This is a genomic window from Vibrio mediterranei (assembly GCF_900088415.1).
GTDB lineage: Bacteria > Pseudomonadota > Gammaproteobacteria > Enterobacterales > Vibrionaceae > Vibrio > Vibrio mediterranei.
On record NZ_FLLQ01000001.1, the window covers coordinates 371,524 to 390,172 of the forward strand.

The 18,649-nt window shown below is 46.3% G+C and carries 19 protein-coding genes; 5 read left to right on the forward strand and 14 right to left on the reverse strand.

Annotated features, from left to right (window positions below; genetic code table 11):
- Positions 1–122: 122 nt before the first annotated feature.
- The 3 genes from pdhA to VME0621_RS01685 are packed head-to-tail and all read left to right on the forward strand — an operon-like array spanning position 123 to position 3,350.
- Positions 123–1,214 (forward strand): pyruvate dehydrogenase (acetyl-transferring) E1 component subunit alpha, encoded by a 1,092-nt coding sequence (gene pdhA, locus VME0621_RS01675; protein ID WP_062458870.1) that lies wholly within the window; start codon positions 123–125, stop codon positions 1,212–1,214.
- A complete protein-coding gene (locus tag VME0621_RS01680) occupies positions 1,207–2,205 on the forward strand; it encodes an alpha-ketoacid dehydrogenase subunit beta (RefSeq protein WP_038226748.1) in 999 nt (332 codons plus the stop codon). Before pdhA ends, VME0621_RS01680 begins: the two co-directional genes overlap by 8 nt.
- On the forward strand, positions 2,202–3,350 hold the full coding sequence (locus tag VME0621_RS01685; protein ID WP_062458873.1) for a dihydrolipoamide acetyltransferase family protein: 1,149 nt from the start codon (positions 2,202–2,204) through the stop codon (positions 3,348–3,350). The genes VME0621_RS01680 and VME0621_RS01685 overlap by 4 nt, the downstream gene beginning before the upstream one ends.
- Positions 3,351–3,367: 17 nt before the next feature.
- On the opposite strand, the gene VME0621_RS01690 is transcribed toward VME0621_RS01685, so the two are convergent.
- The 7 genes from VME0621_RS01690 to VME0621_RS01720 all read right to left on the reverse strand — a co-directional run bounded on the left by VME0621_RS01690 (position 3,368) and on the right by VME0621_RS01720 (position 8,620).
- On the reverse strand, positions 3,368–3,736 hold the full coding sequence (locus VME0621_RS01690; RefSeq protein WP_062458875.1) for an MmcQ/YjbR family DNA-binding protein: 369 nt from the start codon (positions 3,734–3,736) through the stop codon (positions 3,368–3,370).
- Positions 3,737–3,820: 84 nt separating this feature from the next.
- On the reverse strand, positions 3,821–4,864 hold the full coding sequence (locus VME0621_RS01695; protein WP_062458878.1) for an NAD(P)H-dependent flavin oxidoreductase: 1,044 nt from the start codon (positions 4,862–4,864) through the stop codon (positions 3,821–3,823).
- 53 nt (positions 4,865–4,917) lie between these two features.
- A complete protein-coding gene (locus tag VME0621_RS01700) occupies positions 4,918–5,346 on the reverse strand; it encodes an NUDIX hydrolase (RefSeq protein WP_062458881.1) in 429 nt (142 codons plus the stop codon).
- Positions 5,330–5,767: an ACT domain-containing protein gene (locus tag VME0621_RS01705; RefSeq protein ID WP_062458884.1), complete on the reverse strand. Its 438-nt coding sequence runs from the start codon at positions 5,765–5,767 to the stop codon at positions 5,330–5,332. The genes VME0621_RS01700 and VME0621_RS01705 overlap by 17 nt, the downstream gene beginning before the upstream one ends.
- Before the next feature lie 149 nt (positions 5,768–5,916).
- Positions 5,917–6,660 (reverse strand): class I SAM-dependent DNA methyltransferase, encoded by a 744-nt coding sequence (locus VME0621_RS01710; protein ID WP_062458887.1) that lies wholly within the window; start codon positions 6,658–6,660, stop codon positions 5,917–5,919.
- Positions 6,661–6,898: 238 nt separating this feature from the next.
- Positions 6,899–7,843, reverse strand: a complete 945-nt coding sequence (locus tag VME0621_RS01715) for an electron transfer flavoprotein subunit alpha/FixB family protein (protein WP_062458889.1) — start codon at positions 7,841–7,843, stop codon at positions 6,899–6,901.
- A 27-nt stretch (positions 7,844–7,870) separates the two neighbouring features.
- Positions 7,871–8,620, reverse strand: coding sequence for an electron transfer flavoprotein subunit beta/FixA family protein (locus VME0621_RS01720; protein WP_062458892.1), 750 nt, complete (start codon positions 8,618–8,620; stop codon positions 7,871–7,873).
- Between the two features lie 135 nt (positions 8,621–8,755).
- On the opposite strand from VME0621_RS01720, the gene VME0621_RS01725 reads away from it, so the two are divergent.
- Positions 8,756–10,423: an electron transfer flavoprotein-ubiquinone oxidoreductase gene (locus VME0621_RS01725; RefSeq protein ID WP_062458894.1), complete on the forward strand. Its 1,668-nt coding sequence runs from the start codon at positions 8,756–8,758 to the stop codon at positions 10,421–10,423.
- 22 nt (positions 10,424–10,445) lie between these two features.
- On the opposite strand, the gene VME0621_RS01730 is transcribed toward VME0621_RS01725, so the two are convergent.
- The 7 genes from VME0621_RS01730 to VME0621_RS01760 are packed head-to-tail and all read right to left on the reverse strand — an operon-like array spanning position 10,446 to position 18,010.
- On the reverse strand, positions 10,446–11,204 hold the full coding sequence (locus VME0621_RS01730; RefSeq protein WP_031493739.1) for an SDR family oxidoreductase: 759 nt from the start codon (positions 11,202–11,204) through the stop codon (positions 10,446–10,448).
- Entirely contained in the window at positions 11,205–12,128 is a 924-nt protein-coding gene (gene mmsB / locus VME0621_RS01735) for a 3-hydroxyisobutyrate dehydrogenase (RefSeq protein ID WP_062458896.1), read from the reverse strand. It lies immediately after the preceding gene.
- Between the two features lie 11 nt (positions 12,129–12,139).
- Positions 12,140–13,270, reverse strand: a complete 1,131-nt coding sequence (locus VME0621_RS01740) for an enoyl-CoA hydratase/isomerase family protein (RefSeq protein WP_062458899.1) — start codon at positions 13,268–13,270, stop codon at positions 12,140–12,142.
- A 9-nt stretch (positions 13,271–13,279) separates the two neighbouring features.
- Entirely contained in the window at positions 13,280–14,062 is a 783-nt protein-coding gene (locus tag VME0621_RS01745; RefSeq protein ID WP_062458902.1) for an enoyl-CoA hydratase, read from the reverse strand.
- Positions 14,063–14,086: 24 nt separating this feature from the next.
- Entirely contained in the window at positions 14,087–15,241 is a 1,155-nt protein-coding gene (locus VME0621_RS01750) for an acyl-CoA dehydrogenase family protein (RefSeq protein WP_062458905.1), read from the reverse strand.
- 59 nt (positions 15,242–15,300) lie between these two features.
- The gene (locus tag VME0621_RS01755; RefSeq protein ID WP_062458910.1) at positions 15,301–16,794 is read right to left on the reverse strand and encodes a CoA-acylating methylmalonate-semialdehyde dehydrogenase; all 1,494 of its coding nucleotides are present in this window, start codon (positions 16,792–16,794) and stop codon (positions 15,301–15,303) included.
- Positions 16,795–16,810: 16 nt separating this feature from the next.
- The gene (locus tag VME0621_RS01760) at positions 16,811–18,010 is read right to left on the reverse strand and encodes a thiolase family protein (protein ID WP_062458913.1); all 1,200 of its coding nucleotides are present in this window, start codon (positions 18,008–18,010) and stop codon (positions 16,811–16,813) included.
- 244 nt (positions 18,011–18,254) lie between these two features.
- On the opposite strand from VME0621_RS01760, the gene VME0621_RS01765 reads away from it, so the two are divergent.
- On the forward strand, positions 18,255–18,632 hold the full coding sequence (locus VME0621_RS01765) for a MerR family transcriptional regulator (protein ID WP_062458916.1): 378 nt from the start codon (positions 18,255–18,257) through the stop codon (positions 18,630–18,632).
- Positions 18,633–18,649: the final 17 nt, after the last annotated feature.

The following is an 18,649-nucleotide window of genomic DNA, read 5'->3' on the forward strand; positions in this document are numbered from 1 at the left end:
ATAGTATCAATGATTCTTTTGTCTTCAGACGATTACCATCATGTCTGAAAACAAAAATCAAGGTTGTACCCTGGGATTTTCTAGCACTAGCTCTTATCGGAGCGTGCGAAAAGGAGTTCGAGATGAACGTACAAGCATTACCCATGCATCGTTTTATCGACTACCAAGGTAATCTCGTTAAGCCGTTGCCCCACTGGGCAGATGAGAACACCTTACTTCAGTTCTATCGCGACATGGTAGTTGCGAGAACATACGATGCAAAAGCCGTTGCTCTTCAGCGAACCGGCAAACTTGGTACCTACCCTTCCCACCTTGGCGCAGAAGCCATAGGTATCGCCGTCGGTCACGCTCTCACAAGATCAGACGTCTTCGTTCCTTATTATCGTGATATGCCTGCTCTCTGGGTCCGTGGTATCGCTATAGAGAAAAACCTCCAATACTGGGGAGGCGATGAGCGAGGCAGTGATTTCGAATTTAACGATGGCTCACCATGCACCGACCTTCCTTTCTGCGTTCCGATTGCCACACAATGCACTCATGCCGTAGGTGTGGCGTCCGCATTAAAAATTAAGGGAAACCACGATGTCGCTTTGGTAACTTGTGGAGATGGAGCCACGTCTAAAGGCGACTTCTTGGAATCGCTCAACTGTGCTGGTGCATGGAACATTCCTTTGATTTTTGTCGTCAACAATAACCAATGGGCGATTTCGGTTCCTCGCTCGCTACAATGTGGCGCAGAATTTTTGGCAGACAAAGCGGTTGGAGCTGGATTACCCGGTCTCACAGTGGACGGCAATGATGTTATAGCGATGTATGACACCATTTTGCAAGCGGTCGATCGTGCGAGAAAGGGCAAAGGAGCCACTTTGATTGAAGCTATCAGCTATCGACTAAGTGACCACACTACCGCTGATGATGCTAGTCGCTACCGTAGTGATTCAGAGCTACAACAAGCCTGGGACTATGAACCAATAAAACGTCTGAAATCCTATCTAATCGCGCGAAGCCTTTGGTCTGATGAACAGGAACAATTACTGGCTCAAGAAGCCAAAACCATCGTTGAAGAAGCTGTTACTCGTTATTTAGCCACCCCACCTCAACCACCAGAGTCGGCGTTCGATTATCTCTACGAAACCCCAACAAGCGAGCTAGCACCGCAAAGAGATACGCTGATTAATAAGACGTTGCGAATGCAGGGAGGCAAACATGATTAATCAACAAACTCCCGAAATCACGCTTATTGAAGCGGTTAACTTGGCACTTCATTATGAAATGGAGCACGACAACAACGTCGTGCTACTAGGCGAAGACGTTGGAGACAACGGCGGTGTGTTTCGCGCTACTGTCGGTTTAAAAGAGAAATTTGGATTAAGAAGAGTGATTGATACTCCCCTTGCCGAAGCCCTAATAGGAGGCGTCGCGGTTGGCATGGCAACACAAGGGTTAAGACCTATTGCCGAATTTCAATTTCAGGGCTTTGTCTTTCCTGCGATGGAACACCTCATTTGCCACGCTGCAAGAATGAGAAACCGCACTAGAGGTCGGTTAACCTGCCCTGCGGTATTTCGGGCACCGTTTGGTGGCGGTATACACGCCCCTGAGCATCACTCTGAAAGCATCGAAGCCCTGTTTGCTCATATTCCTGGATTAAAGGTCGTTGTTCCCTCTTCTCCTCAACGAGCATACGGACTTCTGCTAGCTGCAATTCGTAGTAACGACCCTGTAATGTTTTTCGAGCCAAAGCGAATCTATCGAACAGTCAAATCACCCGTAGTAAATGATGGGCAAGCTCTGCCTCTTGATACCTGCTACACCCTAAGAAAAGGACGAGATCTCACAGTCGTCACTTGGGGAGCTTGTGTAGTTGAAACCCTGCAAGCCGCCCAATCTCTTTCGGAGCAAGGAATTGAAGCAGAAGTTATCGATCTCGCGAGTATAAAGCCTCTCGATATGGACACCATTATTAAATCACTGGAAAAAACCGGACGTTTACTTATCGTCCATGAAGCAAGCCAAAGCTGCGGTGTTGGAGCGGAGATCATTACTCGAGTTTCCGAACATTCTATGTGTCTTCTCAAAGCCCCACCTAAGCGTGTTACTGGGCTCGACACCGTTATGCCATATTACAAAAACGAAGACTATTTCTTAATTCAAGAACAAGACATCACACTTGCCGCACGCGAACTTGTGGAGGGCTGGAAATGAAGTCATTTTTATTACCAGATTTAGGGGAAGGACTCGCTGAGTCAGAAATTGTTCAATGGCACGTTAACATTGGTGAACATGTAGAGGTTGATCAGGTGATCTTAACCGTCGAAACCGCGAAAGCCGTTGTAGAAGTGCCAGCACCTTACAGCGGGAAAATCGTCAGTCGTCATGGGGAGGAAGGTGACGTCATCAATATCGGCAGTTTGCTGATTGAAATTGAAGAAGTAGTCACGGAAGCGTCTGCCACTAACTCTACATCAGCCTCGAGCGACGCAGCCACCGTTGTTGGCAATGTATCAAACCACACACACCACGTTGAAGTTGATGACTTTTGGGTTGGGCCTGCTCACCATTCAAACTCTGAACAAACGGTCACTGCGATGCCGTCTGCTCGGCTTCTCGCTAAGAAGCTCGGTGTTGACCTATTAAAGGTGAAAGGTAGCGGGCACGACGGTGTTATTACTGACACAGATATTTACAACGAACTCGACCGACAAACACCAGGTACGGAAGTACTTAAAGGTGCAAGACGCACCATGGTCGGCACTATGGCAGAGTCACATCACAACGTTGCTTCCGTGACGATCACTGAAGAGGCGTTGTTGTCCAATTGGTCACAAAAAGAGGATATTTCCGGCCGTTTAATTAAAGCTGTTGTCTTTGCTTGCCAAAAAGAGCCGGCTTTAAACGCATGGTTTGATGCCGATACAATGACACGTTGTGTTCATAGCAAAGTGAATATCGGAATCGCGGTAGATAGTAGCCATGGATTGTATGTGCCAGTACTCAGGAACGCCGACAGTTTTGACCAACAAGGAATTCGCCACTGGTTAAATGAAACTGTAGAGGGAATTCGAGCTAGGCGAATAGGCAGAGAACAACTACAACACGCGACGATAACACTGTCGAACTTTGGTGCCATTGCTGGAATTTTCGCGACCCCTGTCGTCTCACCGCCTCAAGTCGCTATTGTAGGAGCTGGTCGAATTATCGAGAAACTAGTTTTACAAAACGGTCAGCCAACAGTCATCAAAGCGCTACCTTTGTCGATCACATTCGATCATCGAGCCTGTACTGGTGGCGAAGCAGCACGATTCGTCAAAGTACTGGTTGAGCACTTGCAGCGGCCAACCATTGACTAAACGTTAAACGGGGTGAGTTAGCCGTCAATCACGATACCTAGCTCACCACGTTTTTTCTTACTTAGACCTAACGCCACCAGCCGATATGATTCTTTAAGGTAATATTGTAATTCTTCGTCAAGTCGACCTGATGTCTCCACCTGCTGTATCCACTTCATTCCACGACTCGCAAAGTACGGCGCAGGCCGATAGCCTTCACTGTCACTAAGAAAATCAAAATTCAAATCCGACGTTTTGAAAGTAAACGCAGCCCCGCTCTCTTTGTTCCAGCCCCCAATAGCGAAGACCTTGCCTCCGACCTTCCAAACATGAGCATCGCCCCATTGAATAACATGACTGGTCGCTGGGAAAGCGCCGCAAAATTCGTTGAATTGGTCGTAATCCATTGTGGGTTCCCTATAGTAATTCGAGTTTATGAATAGCCATGATTTATGAACAAATAAGGTTTATCGCAATATTACGCTGGTTGATCAGATTCTAGCGAGATCTCTGAGTATCTGCTCTGCCGATACTTCCTTACAACCCTCAGTGCTTTCTCCACACCAAAGCGGCGAGAAGTCTGCACTACCTTGCTGCTCCGCCTGTCCTCTGAGCTTTGTGATATCGATAGACGCATAGGGAAATTGTGGTGCTTCCTGTGTGACGAAACCTAGCTCCCTCATTGCACGATTGACTATTCCTCGTGCCGGTCGGCCCGAGTATACATTGGTAATTGCAGTATGCTGAGACTGAGTACTTTTGATAGCATCACGATGTAACGCCGATGTCGTGGCCTCGTCACACAATAGAAATGCGGTCCCCACCTGAACTACCTCTGCACCTATGTTAAACGCGTGTTCAACCTTGTCAGCAGTACTGATGCCTCCAGCCGCCACAACGGGTACTGTGACATTCTCAACAATTTTCTTGATAAGATCTTCGACTGGTAATTGAGTAGCAAGATCATCCGTTAAGAACATTCCCCTATGACCGCCCGCTTCTACTCCTTGAGCAATAATCGCATCCGCTCCGTTATTCTCTAACCAAATCGCCTCTTCGACGGTAGTCGCCGAAGATAAAATACATGTCCCCCAGCTTTTTACTCGTTCTATAAGAGCCTTGTTCGGCAGCCCAAAATGGAAACTAATGTAAGGAGGTTTAAATGCTTCAATAGCATCAGCGATATCCTTGCTAAATGGCATGCGCGTTGCCATGCTAGGTTGAATGGCAATATCGAGTTCCAACTCTTCAAAATAGGGTGCAAGTCGATTACGCCACTGAGCTTGGCGTTCTTGATCAAAGTTAGGCATTGAGTGACAGAAAAAATTGAGATTGTAGGGTTTATCGGTCGCTGCTGTAATGGACTCTAATTCTTTTACAATACGCTCTTTAGAAAGCATGCCACAAGGTATAGAGCCTAAACCACCAGCTTCGCTTACTGCTATCGCAAGCTTACTGTCTTGTACTCCGGCCATAGGCGCTTGAATGATTGGCAGCTCAGTATGCAGCCATGATGAAAACGTCCTTTGTTTCATATTCATTTCCTTGTTAATTTGTTTATCTGTCCAGTCGTTTTCTCTCGCTATCCTCAGCGTAACATTTCTAAGATACCGTCTGGATACAGCGGTATCTTTCCTGCTAATAACTCGCTTTCTTCAACCCATTTAACGACAAATTCCACTCCATTAGTTTCAATCCCGTCGACATGCGTCTTTTGATAGAAACCTTGATCAACAAATCGCCCCTGATAGACAAACACAATCTCATGTCCAGAGCGTCCATCGAAGGTAAAGAGGTTCTCACTAACGCCAAGAAGTTCAAGGGAGGTTACATCTGCGCCGATTTCTTCTTTTACTTCTCGTTCAGCGGCCTCTCGCGACGTTTCACCAAACTCAATGCCACCACCAACGGGGATCAGGTAGTGCTGGTCTTTTGTGGGGTCGTAACCTTCTGCAAGTAACACCTTTCCGTTATGTCGAAAAAGGCAAACGGCTTTAGCTCTAATGGCAGCAGTCATTAGATGCTCCATCATTACTGGATTTGTCGTCGCTAAACTCTTGTAAAGCGAGTAAAGCGTTTTGAGCATCTAGTGATGGCACAAAAATATGGTCGTGGTAGTAGGCAGCGATGACGTTGGCACTAATGCCTCTTTCCGCCAATTTTGATGCGACGGCTGCGGTTAGACCTACAGCTTCAAGACTAGAATGAACATTAAGCGTAATTTGTTGAAATACTGACTCAAAACTCAATTTCGCTTTAACAGCTTCGGCTTTAGGTAGGACAAGTGTGAGGCCTTCCGCTTCAATGAAGGTAGCAATCAACTCGAGTTTTGTATATTCCTTAAGTGTTCCTTTCACATGACAGAATACGACTTCGTCTTCGAGAAGACATGGACTCATAGAGCTCAATAACTGCTCTAGCTCGGTAATACCAGCCATCAAACATTCCTTAGTGACTTAAAACAGAGTGCATTATCCTGCAAGCGAAGTGCACTCGCTTCAAGTTAAGGGTGTTCAATATGATAGCTAGGTTGCATATTTAACGAACTTTGATTTATTTACTCTCGATGCAACCTAGCACAATGCTGCTACTTCTTAATGCAAACCGCTAGAACATTGCCCGATTGCTGATCCCAAGGCGTGATTTTTTCATAATCATGTTCAAACAGGTGCACGTCGAATAGCGGTTCTAATAGTGCTTTTAGTTCTTGGATAGTGAAAGCCACCATCGGGTGTTCATCAAACCAACTTTGCGTTTCGTCACCTGTGGTTTTTTCAATGTTAAGCTTAAGTGCCTGACGCTCACCTTGGCCTTCATAATACCAACCTGAACGAAACGTAAATTTACTGCCTTCGCTCTCTGCGGAATGCTGAACAAAAGAATGGTTATTGATTTTTAGCCTATCAACCGCATTGAAGCAAAATACGCCACCGACGGACAGAGCATTGAATACACTATTGATGCACTGATTAAGCCTTTCTATCCCGTCACAGTAGTGAATCGAATAGAGAAAACAGGTAATCAAATCAAGTGGCTGTGTAACCGTAAATTCGCTCATATTTTGCAGCGAAAACTGAGCTTCCGGACATCTAACCGACGCGAAATCCAACATAGGTTGATTGATATCCAAACCACTACTTTGATAACCATAATCAATAAAGTGACGAACATGAGGGCCAGTGCCACATGCTAAATCAAGATGAGTATTTCCTTGGTTTCCAAACAATTGATGCAATCGTTTTACGTTATGACTCTGCGCTTGGTAATCAATATCGACACACATTAGGTCGTAGTAACCAGAAAGATCAGTATAGAGAGAATTGGCGGACATGTATGCCTAGTCGTTGCCGACGAAAAACTGCGGGTGGCGCATCCTATACGAAATCGACGATATTCATAACAAAAAGTTAGCGCCCGAAAACAACTTCTCTACCAATTCACACTTAAAGGATAAATAGTAGCGGCTATTCAATAGCTTAGAAGTACATTATCGAGTAATCACCAGCCTCAAACACGCTGTAGGAATTGTCCTAACAGCATAGTAGCGACTCGGTGTTTAACCTAAGCTCTTAAGGTACTTTGTCGATAAGCTCCGGCATAATCTCAAACAGGTCTCCTACTAATCCGTAGTCCGCAACTTGGAAAATGGGCGCTTCAGGATCACTATTTATCGCGACGATCACTTTAGAGTCTTTCATCCCTGCCATGTGTTGGATCGCGCCTGAAATACCGATAGCAATGTACAAATCCGGTGCGACTATTTTGCCCGTCTGACCAACTTGCAGGTCATTTGAAACAAACCCTGCATCAACCGCAGCTCGCGACGCACCAATAGCACCACCGAGTTTATCAGCGAGCTGTTCCACCAAAGTAAAGTTGTCTTTACTGCCTACACCACGCCCACCTGAAATAACAACACGAGCAGCCGCCAATTCAGGGCGCTCACTTTCATTTTGTTGCTGAGAGACAAATGCAGAAAGACCATTCCCAACATCATGACCGCCGACCGTTATCACTGTCGCTTGATTCGCGGGGTCATGCCCCACTGCTTCAAACGCCGAACCGCGTATCGTCATGAGTATTTTTTCCTCTGTCGACTTCACTTTCGCTAGCGCGTTACCGGCATAGATTGGACGAATAACCGTATCTGCCGTCACAATTTCCACGACATCAGATAGCTGGCCGACGTCGAGCAGCGCAGCAATGCGTGGTAGCAGATTTTTCCCAAATGTCGTCGCTGGAGCCAAAATATGTGTAAAGTCTTTGGCAAGCTGCACCGCTATTGGTGCTCCGTTCTCAGCAAGTAAATGACTAAATTGTTCATCGTCGGCGACGATCACTTGCTTGACGATATCGCAGTGGCCAATACGCTCTATTACCTCCTGACATTGATACCCCATGACAAGCACCGAAATGTCACCACCTATTTGCGCCGCTGCGGATAGCGTTTTAAAGGTATCAAGCGCTACGCTGTGGTTATCGTGCTCTGCAATAACAAGAATTTGCGTATTCATAATCCTTTCTCCTTGATACTCACCGGCTTAAAGTACTTTTGCTTCATTCGTTAACTTATCGATCAACTCATCTACAGTTGCGACTTTCACGCCTGCTGGACGCGCTTTGGGAGCTAAGACTTCCAAAACCTGATGTTTCGGACTCACGTTCACGCCCAATGAGTCAACATCGATAACATCAAGTGGCTTGCGCTTGGCCTTCATGATGTTAGGTAAGGACGCATAACGAGGTTCGTTCAACCTCAAATCAGTGCTGATGATGGCTGGCAATGTCAGTTTCAAGGTCTCCAGTCCCCCGTCTATCTCTCTAGTGACTTCAATATGCTCACCCGACAGTATGACTTGCGAGGCAAACGTTCCTTGAGGTCTACTCGTCAAAGCCGCTAGCATTTGCGCAACTTGATTGTTGTCCGTATCGATCGATTGTTTACCTAGTAGAACCAATGTTGGCTGTTCTTTCTCAACCATCGCTTTCAAGATTTTTGCTACAGCTAAAGGCTCAGGTGATGCTGCCGCTTCTATATGGATCGCTCTGTCAGCTCCCAAAGCAAGGGCATTGCGCAACGTTTCTTGCACTGTCTTATCACCAATACTCACGACCACTACTTCGTCTACAGAGCCAGACTCTTTAAGTCTTATGGCTTCTTCCACAGCAATCTCACAGAAAGGATTCATCGACATTTTGACGTTAGCGGTTTCAACGCCACTACCATCTTTAAGGACACGAACTTTTACATAGGGATCAACGACACGCTTTACAGCAACTAACACCTTCATACCGACTCCTTGGATAAAACGAACAAGCCTAATGGTTACTATTTGAGCTTAGTAAAGTTTACGTTTACGTCAACTGCACTATAGTTATACGTAGAGTTCCAAAATGGATCCATTTTGCAAAATTAGGTGGTGAACATGGAAAGAGAATGCATGGAATTTGACGTGGTTATAGTTGGTGCCGGTCCTGCGGGGCTTGCTAGTGCCATCCATCTTATTCAGCTTGCGACGCAAAACGAGTCAGAGCTATCGGTATGTGTGATTGAGAAAGGTGCCGAAATTGGGGCTCATATCCTCTCTGGTGCAGTGTTTGAAACCAGAGCGCTTGATGAGCTTATTCCTGACTGGAAATCGCTAAACGCGCCAGTGAACAATCCTGTCCAGCAAGATGACTTCATTTATCTGACCACCCAATACAATCACTTAAACATACCTTCATTTCTAACGCCAACTACACTGCACAACAACGAATCGAATCACATCATTAGTCTTGGCTTGTTGTGTCAATGGCTTGCAGAGCAGGCAGAACGACTTGGCGTTGAAATCTTCCCTGGTTTTGCAGCGCAACACGTTATCTATTCCGATACAGGCGCAGTGGTTGGTGTGTGTACTTCAGATATGGGGTTAGATAAGAACGGAGAACAAAAAAGCACGTTTGAAGCAGGTATCGAATTAAGGGGTAAGTACACCATTTTCGCTGAAGGTGCGCGTGGTCATTTAGGTAAGGAACTTATTCAGAGATTTAAGCTCGATCAGGACAAGCAGCCACAGCATTACGCTTTAGGTTTTAAAGAAGTTTGGCAACTACCCGATGAGCAGCCCCACTACGCTAAAGGCAAAGTCATTCATGGCGTCGGTTGGCCCTTGCACGATTCTAAAGCCACCGGAGGCAGCTTCGTCTACCACCTGGACAATCATCAGATCGCTGTTGGTCTAATTGTCGACCTCAATTATACCAATCCTCACCTAAGCCCTTTTGACGAATTTCAACGCTTCAAACATCACCCAGCCATTGCGAAATACCTTCGTGATGGTGAACGTCTATCGTTTGGTGCAAGAGCCATCGCTAAAGGTGGCCTTCGTTCGCTCCCCAAACAGCAGTTCCCTGGAGGGCTGCTCATTGGTTGCGATGCCGGCACGCTGAACATGGGCAAAATAAAAGGCACCCATACCGCAATGAAGTCCGGCATGTTATCTGCCGAGGCGGTTTATCAGCAACTCGCGAAGGGATGCGCGCATAATGAAGCGGATTATCAAACCTTATTTGAAGCGTCTTGGCTCCATCAAGAACTCAGCGACACACAAAACTTTGGCGCTAACTTGCATCGTTTCGGCGAACCTATAGGGGGCATGCTCAACGTGCTCGAACAAAATGTATGGACACGTTTATTCAATCGCCCGATTCCTTGGAGAGTGACTGACGCCAGTGATGATCACTCACAGTTAGCACATAAAAGCAGAGTGCCTAACATCACCTACCCAAAGCCCGATGGCGTATTGAGTTTTGACAAACCCTCTTCGGTTTATATGTCTGGTACCCAACATGAAGAGAATCAACCGTGTCATCTGCAACTTCTCGATGTCAATGTGGTCACCGATAGCCATATTCCACAGTTTGACGAGCCTAGTCAGCGCTATTGTCCTGCTGGTGTGTATGAGATTATTGAAGTGGAAGGTCGCAAACAGCTGCAAATCAACGCCAGTAACTGTCTACACTGCAAGACTTGCGATATTAAAGACCCATCAGCCAATATAAAATGGACCCCACCAGAAGGCGGTGGCGGTCCAAATTATCAAGCTATGTAATCGTCAATGAGAACAAAGGTGGTTAAATCACTAGACCGCCATCCACTTCGATGACGCGACCATTCACGTATTCATTTTCCAGTATAAAACGCACCGTATGAGCGATCTCTGACGGATCGGCCATTCGTCTTACTGGAACCATATGCTCAAGTCTTTCACGAGCTTCTGGCTTCATTTGCGCGGTCATTGATGTCTCAACGACACCCGGAGCAATGGCAGCAGCGCGAATGCCATAGCGCGCAAGTTCTTTCCCCCAAACGGAAGCCATGGTCGCCACCGCCGCTTTAGAAGCGGCGTAGTTAGTTTGCCCCATATTACCTGCTCTCGACACACTTGAGATGTTGATAATAACGCCTCTCGAGTCCGTTTCGATCATTTTTACTGCGGCTTCACGGCCACACAAAAACGTACCGGTGAGATTGACGTTAATGACCGAGTTGAACTGGTCTAAAGACATCTTAGATATCTCACCATCTCTCGCTTTAACTAACATGCCATCGCGAAGAATACCGGCATTATTAATCAAACCATTTAGCGCCCCAAAATCAGTGACAATGTCACTAAATACAGATTCCACCTGCTCTTCATTGGTCACATCTACTTGATAGATTTGTGCTTTAACCCCTAAATCCTCACACAACTGTTTGGTCTGTGCCAACGCTTCAAGGTTCACGTCCATCAATGCGAGATGCGCTCCTTGTTGTGCGAGACTTGTCGCCATTGTTTGACCTAATCCTTGGCCAGCACCGGTAATGGCGATAACGCTCTGTTTCAGTTCCATCTACTTCTCCCTTTCACTACGAAAATACTCAAACAGACTGGAGAAATCTAACTCTGCATTGCCATTATTGTTATGAAATGCGTAGAGATTACGCGCTAATGCGCCCATAGGAACAGCAGATTGGCTATTAGCCGCAGCCTGCATCCCTAATCCCAAGTCTTTTGACATCAACTTACTCATAAAGCCCGGAGCGTACTGATTGCTCGCTGGAGCAGATTCCATTACTCCCGGACAAGGGTTATATAGTTCTAAAACCCAGTTTCTTCCAGAGCTCTGTTGCATAATATTTGATAGTACCTCAGGGTTGAGACCGTTATCGACCCCAAGGCTCAAGGCTTCACAAGTTCCAGACATGACGATGCCCAATAACAAGTTATTACAAATTTTAGCCATTTGGCCGTCACCGGCTTGCCCTGCATGGAAGATGTTCTTCCCCATATGAGCTAAGATTTGTTGTGAGGTTTCAAACGCTTGCTCAGTACCACCGACAATAAATGTAAGCGTTCCAGCTTTGGCACCTGCTACGCCACCAGAGACAGGCGCATCAACAAAACTCAATCCATTTTTGGTTGCCTCTTTAGCAACTAACTTTGCGGAATCCGGATCAATTGTCGAAGAATCTATAAGGAATGTACCCGGTTTTACCAGTTTGAGTAGCCCTTCACCTCCATGATGGTCACCTAAATACACCGCTCGCACATGCTCTCCCGCTGGAAGCATGGTTATTACCGCATCAACATTTTCAACCGCCGCTTCTAGGCTGTTAAATGCCTTCGCACCGACAGATTCAAGCTTCTTAGCAAGCTCAGGGACAAGATCAAAGACATTGACGGATAAACCGGCTTTTAACAGGTTTTCCACCATAGGACCGCCCATGTTACCAAGCCCAACAAACGCAATGGTATTACACTCTGACTGATTCATAGCGCTTCTCCTTAAACCCGACCAAGCTGAAATAGAGGATGTTCTTGCTCTCGCCACAATGAGGTGAACAACTCGTCAATTACGGCTTTATCAACTGAGTTAATGTTTGGATACTTCCAATGTGGTGCGCCGTCTTTGTCAACTAGACGTGAACGCACCCCTTCTTCAAATTCCCCTAATGTAGCGCTCCTAACACCGAGAATCAGTTCGAGTCGAAAACAATCCGCAAGCGATAAATGGCTATAGTCATTAATTTGTCGAAAACAGATATGAGCAGTAATAGGACTGCCCCCAGTTAGGTTATGTTTCGCTGCTGCCAACCACTTTTCGTTACCCGGTAACGCCATAATATTAGTGAATACCGTCCCAATGTCGGTTGCGTTGCATGCCGCGCAAATTTCATTCAAGCGCGGTTTCAACTGAGGTGCTGGCAAGTTGGACTTATCTTTGGCGGCCAATTTATCTAAACATTCGGAGATAAATTCGTAACTATCTTCGACACAGTTCCAATCGGTTTCTTGCAACTGATTAATGAACTTCTCTTTAGCATCAGGGACAACTAAATGGTCCGCCATATGAATGTCCATCGCATCCGTGGCATTAAACATGACGCCAGTCAGTCCTAAAAACAGGCCCAAGCGATCTTCAAGTTGATTAAGGAAGTAAGTTGCCCCCACATCGGGAAAGAGGCCGATGCTAATTTCCGGCATCGCTAAACGTGATGCAGGCGTGACAACCTTATGGCTGGTTCCCATAAACAGCCCCATTCCTCCGCCCATCACAATACCGTCTCCCCAACCAATGATAGGCTTACAGTAGCTATGAATGAGGTAGTCGCACTCATATTCCACCCTAAAAAACTGCTCGCAGTACGCTTTGGCCACATCTGCTGGTTCCGTTTTCATCATGGTGTGCATGGCTCGTACATCGCCACCCGCACAGAACGCCTTTTCACCCGCACCGTCCAAAACCACACACACCACTCGCTCGTCCTGATGCCACTTTTCGAGTTGTTGTTTCAGTAGCACAATCATATTGTGAGTGAGTGCATTTAATGAGGTACTGTTATCTAACGTGGCTATAGCAACTACATAGCCGTCTTCACCACAGGGAAGTTCTTGAAAATTCACCGTATCTGACATTTTGCTCTCCTAGCTGTTCTTCCATTCGGGTGGTCTTTTTTCTAGAAAAGCATTCACCCCTTCTCGCTGATCCTCGGTATCAAACAATCGGATGAACAGCTCTCGTTCTTTGACTAAACCATGAGAAATAAAATCGTGTCGATTTGACTGAATCAATGTCTTGCATACCGTTACCGAGCTAGGTGATTGATGAGCAACTTGCTCTGCCAACGCTACTGCGACAGACAGCGCCTTACCCCTTTCAACAACCTCTTCAACCAATCTTATATCCAGTGCTTTTTGTGCCGATACTTGCTCTCCACACAAAATGATTCGTTTTGCCCAGCCTTCACCTACCAGAGCCGTAAGGTTTTGCGTTCCCCCCGCACATGGTAGTAAGCCGACTTTGGCTTCCGGAAGTGCTAAAACGGCCTGTTGCTCTGCGATTCGAATATCACAAGCGAGCGCTACCTCTAAACCGCCGCCCATTGCATAGCCGTTAATGGCGGCAATTGACACGCCACGAAAACCTGACAACGCCTCAAACGCTTCACCAAACACTCTTGACATGGTGCAAGCACTTTCTTTGTCCCCTTGAGCAAACACCTTCAAATCAGCACCGGCGGAAAAGAATTTCTCTCCGTTGCCAGTGATAACCAACGCATAGACATCTTTGTTATCATTTAGCTCAAATATTAATTGTTTAAGGCGCACTAAGCTTTCACAAGTCCATGTATTGGCGGGTGGATTGTGCATAGTTAACACAGCCACATGGTTATCAATGGTATAAGGAATCGAACTAACCTCTGACATCTTGTTTCCTCCGTGTTGAATGCGTTACTCAATAGCGAATGCGTCGCTTAGAACTCGTCTTGCAATGATCAAGCGCATAATCTCGTTGGTCCCTTCTAAGATTTGATGCACTCTTACGTCTCTGAAATGACGCTCAAGCGAATATTCTTTGATGTAGCCGTAACCACCAAAGAGTTGCAACACACCATCGCACACTTTAAATCCAACGTCGGTTGCGAATCGTTTCGCCATCGCGCAATAGGTCGTCGCATCTGGATGCTGATTGTCTAGTTTAAATGCCGCTAAACGTACCATCTGTCTCGCCGCGACCAGCTCCGTTGCTAAGTCTGCCAACTTAAACTGTAAAGCTTGAAACTGGCTTAAACTACTTCCAAATTGCTTTCGTTCATGAAGATACTGAGCAGCTTGATTTAACGCATGCTGTGCTGTTCCTACGGAACAAGTCGCGATATTGATTCGCCCGCCATCCAGCCCTTTCATAGCAAAGGTAAAACCTTGTCCCTCTTCACCTAAGCGATATTTCGCAGGGACAACAACGTTATCGAATGTGATGGCTCGCGTTGGTTGGCTATTCCAGCCCATCTTAGGCTCTTTGCGTCCATAACTGACTCCATCACAATCTGCGGGTACAACAAATGCCGAAATACCTTTAGCACCAGTGCCACCCGTTCTTGCCATTACCACTAGTACATCGGTCTCTCCACCTCCTGAGATAAAGGCTTTTGAACCGTTAATGATGTAACTGTCGTCTTGTCTCTCAGCAGTTGTCAGCAATGAAGCCGCATCTGATCCCGCAGTCGCCTCCGTTAAACAGTAAGACCCCAGCCAATCTCCACTAATTAAACTAGGACAAAACACCTGCTTAGCCTCTTCCGTGCCAAAACTGGCTACCATCCATGTCACCATATTGTGGATGGTCATAAAGGCCGTGGTGGAGGTACAACCCATGCTTAGCTTTTCAAACACAATAGACGAGTCAAGACGACTTAATCCTAAACCGCCTTCTTGCTCTGGTGTATACAGTGCCAAAAAGCCCAATTCACCAGCTTGCTTTAACACCTCTTTAGGGAAGATACATTCTTCGTCCCATTGTGCTGCATTAGGCATTAAGTGCTCATTGGCAAACTGAAAAGCCGTCTCCGAAAACGCTCGTTGGTCTTCATTCAGTTCAAAATCCATAGCATTACCTCACCATCCACTTTCATGATTTAAGCGCTCTGCGATTTTCCGCAGTGAAACTACTTAAGTTGAATCGTCAAATTAGGTCCATCAGGAATATCATCTTCAAACCAACGCGACGTGACTGTTTTGGTTTCCGTATAGAAGCGCACAGCTTGCTTACCGTAAGCATGCAGATCACCATAAAAACTCCCACGCCATCCGGTGAAAGAGAAAAATGGTAATGGCACGGGAATAGGAACATTGATCCCTACCTGACCGACAAGCACTTCGTGTTGATATTTCCTTGCAGCAGCGCCACTAGCAGTGAAAATTGAAGTACCGTTACCGTAGGGATTTCGATTTACTAGCTCAAGCGCCTGTTCGAGCGTATCCACTTCAACGCACACTAAAACCGGACCAAAAATTTCTTGTTGGTAGATAGACATGTCAGTCGTAACACCGCTAAACAAGGTGGGGCCAACCCAATTGCCATTGGGATAGCCATCTACTCTACAGTGACTACCATCGAGTTCGCATATCGCTCCAGATTGCTTACCTTCCTCAATAAAAGACAAAACTCGCTGCTTAGCCTGTTGGCTGATTAATGGACCGTAAGCAGCTTCAGGATCCTCTTTGGATCCAGGTTTAATCTTCGCCATTTCAACTTTCAGTTCAGCTATCCATTGCTTAGAGGAACCAACAAATACAGCGACTGAAATCGCCATACATCGCTGCCCCGCCGCTCCGACGGATGCTCCTACAAGGTTATTTATTACCTGAGCTTTATTTGCATCCGGCATAACCACCATATGATTTTTAGCCCCTGCAAATGCTTGAACCCGTTTATGGTGTTGAGTGCCTACTTGATAGATGTATTGAGCGGTCGGTACCGAGCCTACAAATGATATGGCTTTGATATCTGGATGTTTCAGCAAATAATCCACTTGAGGCTTAGTACCGTGAATCACTTGAAGAACTCCGCTAGGTGCACCCGCCTGCTGAAATAACTCGGCGAGCATTATGGATGTTAGCGGCACCTGTTCAGAGGGTTTGAGGATAAAGCTGTTTCCGGCCGCAATCGCAATAGGAAACATCCAAAGCGGAATCATGGCTGGAAAGTTAAAAGGCGTAATGCCACAGCAAACGCCAAGAGGCTGAACAATAGAAAAGCCATCTATGTCTGTCGCTACATTCTCGACGGTCTCTCCCATCATATTGCTGGCAATATTGGCGGCTTGCTCGACGACCTCAATGCCACGCCAAACATCTCCCTTGGCATCCGCCAATGTTTTGCCTGTCTCTTTTGAAAGCAATTCAGCGATATCATCATGATGTTCCTTGAGTAAATGCTGATAACGAAGCATCACTCGCGCGCGTTCAGAAACAGGTACGTCTTTCCAATCCTTTTGCGCTTGTAAGGCACTTTCAATAGCACGCTGCATCTCAATGTCTAGCGTGACTGGTACCGAGCCAATGATTTCATTGGTCGCTGGATTGGTGACGTCTAGCCATTCAGATGCTAATGATTGACGGCATTCACCGTCGATAAACAAAGGCACTTTCTCACTCATGATCTCCCTCTCCGTATTAACGTGGAATTTCCACAGCTATTGCGGTCGCTTCCCCACCACCAATACACAATGCAGCTACACCTTTGAGCGAGCTTTTCTCGCACTCTGAACTCGCTAATTTTGCTTTCAAACTATGAATTAGAGTAACCAGTATTCGTGCGCCACTTGCACCAAGAGGATGACCTAACGCACAGGCTCCTCCATTCACATTCACATTGTCGCTATCCAATTTAAAATGATTCACCGCTATTTGCGTGACGACAGCAAACGCCTCATTGATCTCCCATCCATCCACGTCATCCACGCGCCATTCGAGTCTAGTAAGTAACTGTTTGATAGCTCCAACGGGGGCCAGGGTGAATTCACTAGACTTTCTGGCAAACGATGCATGTCCTTTAATAATGGCTAAAGGCTTGAGCTGCAGAGCTATAGCCTGCTCTTTTTCCATCAGTAGGAGCGCAGCCGCTCCGTCAGAGATAGCACTTGAGTTCGCTGCGGTAATAGTGCCATGTTGACTAAAGGCGGGTTTCAGCTTTGGAATTTTGTCGAGATTGATGGTTTTTGGTAATTCATCTTCATTAATGGGCTCATGGTGCTGGCTATCGAGTGGCGCTATTTCGTTGCTAAATAAACCTTGTTGCTGCGCATTGAGCGCACGCTCTGCAGACATGGTCGCCCAGCTGTCCATTTGCTCGCGAGAGAAACCAAGCTCATCCGCGACGGCTTGACCGTACATGCCCATTAGCTTGCCTTCATAGGCATCCTCTAAACCATCGGTAAACATATGGTCGTACGCAGACTTGTGTCCGATTCGCATCCCTTGTCTTGCATTGGGCAACAAGTAAGGCGCGTTGGTCATGCTTTCCATACCACCAGCGATCACACAGTTTGCCTCGCCAAATTGAATCATCGAATGGGCAAGCATTACCGTTTTCATGCCAGAGCCGCATACCTTATTAATCGTGGTACAAGGAACCGACTCCGCTATTCCAGCACCTAGAGCAGCCTGTCTTGCTGGCGCTTGACCACACCCAGCAGGCAACACACATCCCATCAAGAGTTCATCAACGGAAGATCGGTCTAAAGTAACATCATTCAACACCGCCTTTATCGCAGCACTTCCCAACTGTGGAGCAGTGAATGACGACAGTTCACCTTGAAACCGTCCCATCGGTGTTCGTTTTGCAGCGACAATCCAGACTTCTCGTTGATGCATTACTCTCTCCTTGTGCCCTTGTGACGACGTTGGTCTTTAAACTGCATTCTCGACTATTTCCTTGACGTATGAGTAAGCATAGCACTAACATTTACGTAAACGTAAAGAAACAACTTAATAACGTATCATTTTTTCATTACGCCAATGTCGGACATCACTACATCAAACGACTGGGTAATGACTTTTAAAATTAATGCAGTGGTCGCGAAGCCTGACCAAAACATAGTTCGGAGAGCAGTAACCGATGGAAACTTATAAGATCAGCGAGCTCGCAAAAGAATTTGATGTAACAACTCGCAGCATTCGTTTTTACGAAGATGAAGGATTAATACAACCTGACCGTAAAGGCACGATGCGAATCTATCAACGAAGAGACAAGATTCGCTTGAAGTTAATACTGCGCGGTAAAAGACTTGGGTTCTCTCTTGCGGAGATACGCGAGTTATTTGAGCTTTATGACACACATCAGGGAGAGCATCAGCTCACGCAAATGCTCATCATCATTGATGAAAAAGAAGCGGTTTTAAAACGCCAACTTGAAGACATTAATGCACTACTGGAAGACTTATCTGTGGCAAAGAAACGTTGTATCGAAGCCTTAGGAAAGCAGAAAACAAGCTAATTGCTTCTGACGCTGTG

What these genes read in the sequence shown, in the direction of transcription:
- VME0621_RS01715 (WP_062458889.1), bottom strand. Translation starts at nt 7,843, where the DNA reads ATGAATACGCAAATTCTTGTTATTGCAGAGCACGATAACCACAGCGTA.
- VME0621_RS01695 (WP_062458878.1), bottom strand. Translation starts at nt 4,864, where the DNA reads ATGAAACAAAGGACGTTTTCATCATGGCTGCATACTGAGCTGCCAATC.
- VME0621_RS01680 (WP_038226748.1), top strand. Translation starts at nt 1,207, where the DNA reads ATGATTAATCAACAAACTCCCGAAATCACGCTTATTGAAGCGGTTAAC.
- VME0621_RS01740 (WP_062458899.1), bottom strand. Translation starts at nt 13,270, where the DNA reads ATGTCAGATACGGTGAATTTTCAAGAACTTCCCTGTGGTGAAGACGGC.
- VME0621_RS01765 (WP_062458916.1), top strand. Translation starts at nt 18,255, where the DNA reads ATGGAAACTTATAAGATCAGCGAGCTCGCAAAAGAATTTGATGTAACA.
- VME0621_RS01755 (WP_062458910.1), bottom strand. Translation starts at nt 16,794, where the DNA reads ATGAGTGAGAAAGTGCCTTTGTTTATCGACGGTGAATGCCGTCAATCA.
- VME0621_RS01705 (WP_062458884.1), bottom strand. Translation starts at nt 5,767, where the DNA reads ATGGCTGGTATTACCGAGCTAGAGCAGTTATTGAGCTCTATGAGTCCA.
- pdhA (WP_062458870.1), top strand. Translation starts at nt 123, where the DNA reads ATGAACGTACAAGCATTACCCATGCATCGTTTTATCGACTACCAAGGT.
- VME0621_RS01720 (WP_062458892.1), bottom strand. Translation starts at nt 8,620, where the DNA reads ATGAAGGTGTTAGTTGCTGTAAAGCGTGTCGTTGATCCCTATGTAAAA.
- VME0621_RS01730 (WP_031493739.1), bottom strand. Translation starts at nt 11,204, where the DNA reads ATGGAACTGAAACAGAGCGTTATCGCCATTACCGGTGCTGGCCAAGGA.
- VME0621_RS01745 (WP_062458902.1), bottom strand. Translation starts at nt 14,062, where the DNA reads ATGTCAGAGGTTAGTTCGATTCCTTATACCATTGATAACCATGTGGCT.
- VME0621_RS01710 (WP_062458887.1), bottom strand. Translation starts at nt 6,660, where the DNA reads ATGTCCGCCAATTCTCTCTATACTGATCTTTCTGGTTACTACGACCTA.
- VME0621_RS01725 (WP_062458894.1), top strand. Translation starts at nt 8,756, where the DNA reads ATGGAAAGAGAATGCATGGAATTTGACGTGGTTATAGTTGGTGCCGGT.
- VME0621_RS01685 (WP_062458873.1), top strand. Translation starts at nt 2,202, where the DNA reads ATGAAGTCATTTTTATTACCAGATTTAGGGGAAGGACTCGCTGAGTCA.
- VME0621_RS01690 (WP_062458875.1), bottom strand. Translation starts at nt 3,736, where the DNA reads ATGGATTACGACCAATTCAACGAATTTTGCGGCGCTTTCCCAGCGACC.
- VME0621_RS01750 (WP_062458905.1), bottom strand. Translation starts at nt 15,241, where the DNA reads ATGGATTTTGAACTGAATGAAGACCAACGAGCGTTTTCGGAGACGGCT.
- mmsB (WP_062458896.1), bottom strand. Translation starts at nt 12,128, where the DNA reads ATGAATCAGTCAGAGTGTAATACCATTGCGTTTGTTGGGCTTGGTAAC.
- VME0621_RS01700 (WP_062458881.1), bottom strand. Translation starts at nt 5,346, where the DNA reads ATGACTGCTGCCATTAGAGCTAAAGCCGTTTGCCTTTTTCGACATAAC.
- VME0621_RS01760 (WP_062458913.1), bottom strand. Translation starts at nt 18,010, where the DNA reads ATGCATCAACGAGAAGTCTGGATTGTCGCTGCAAAACGAACACCGATG.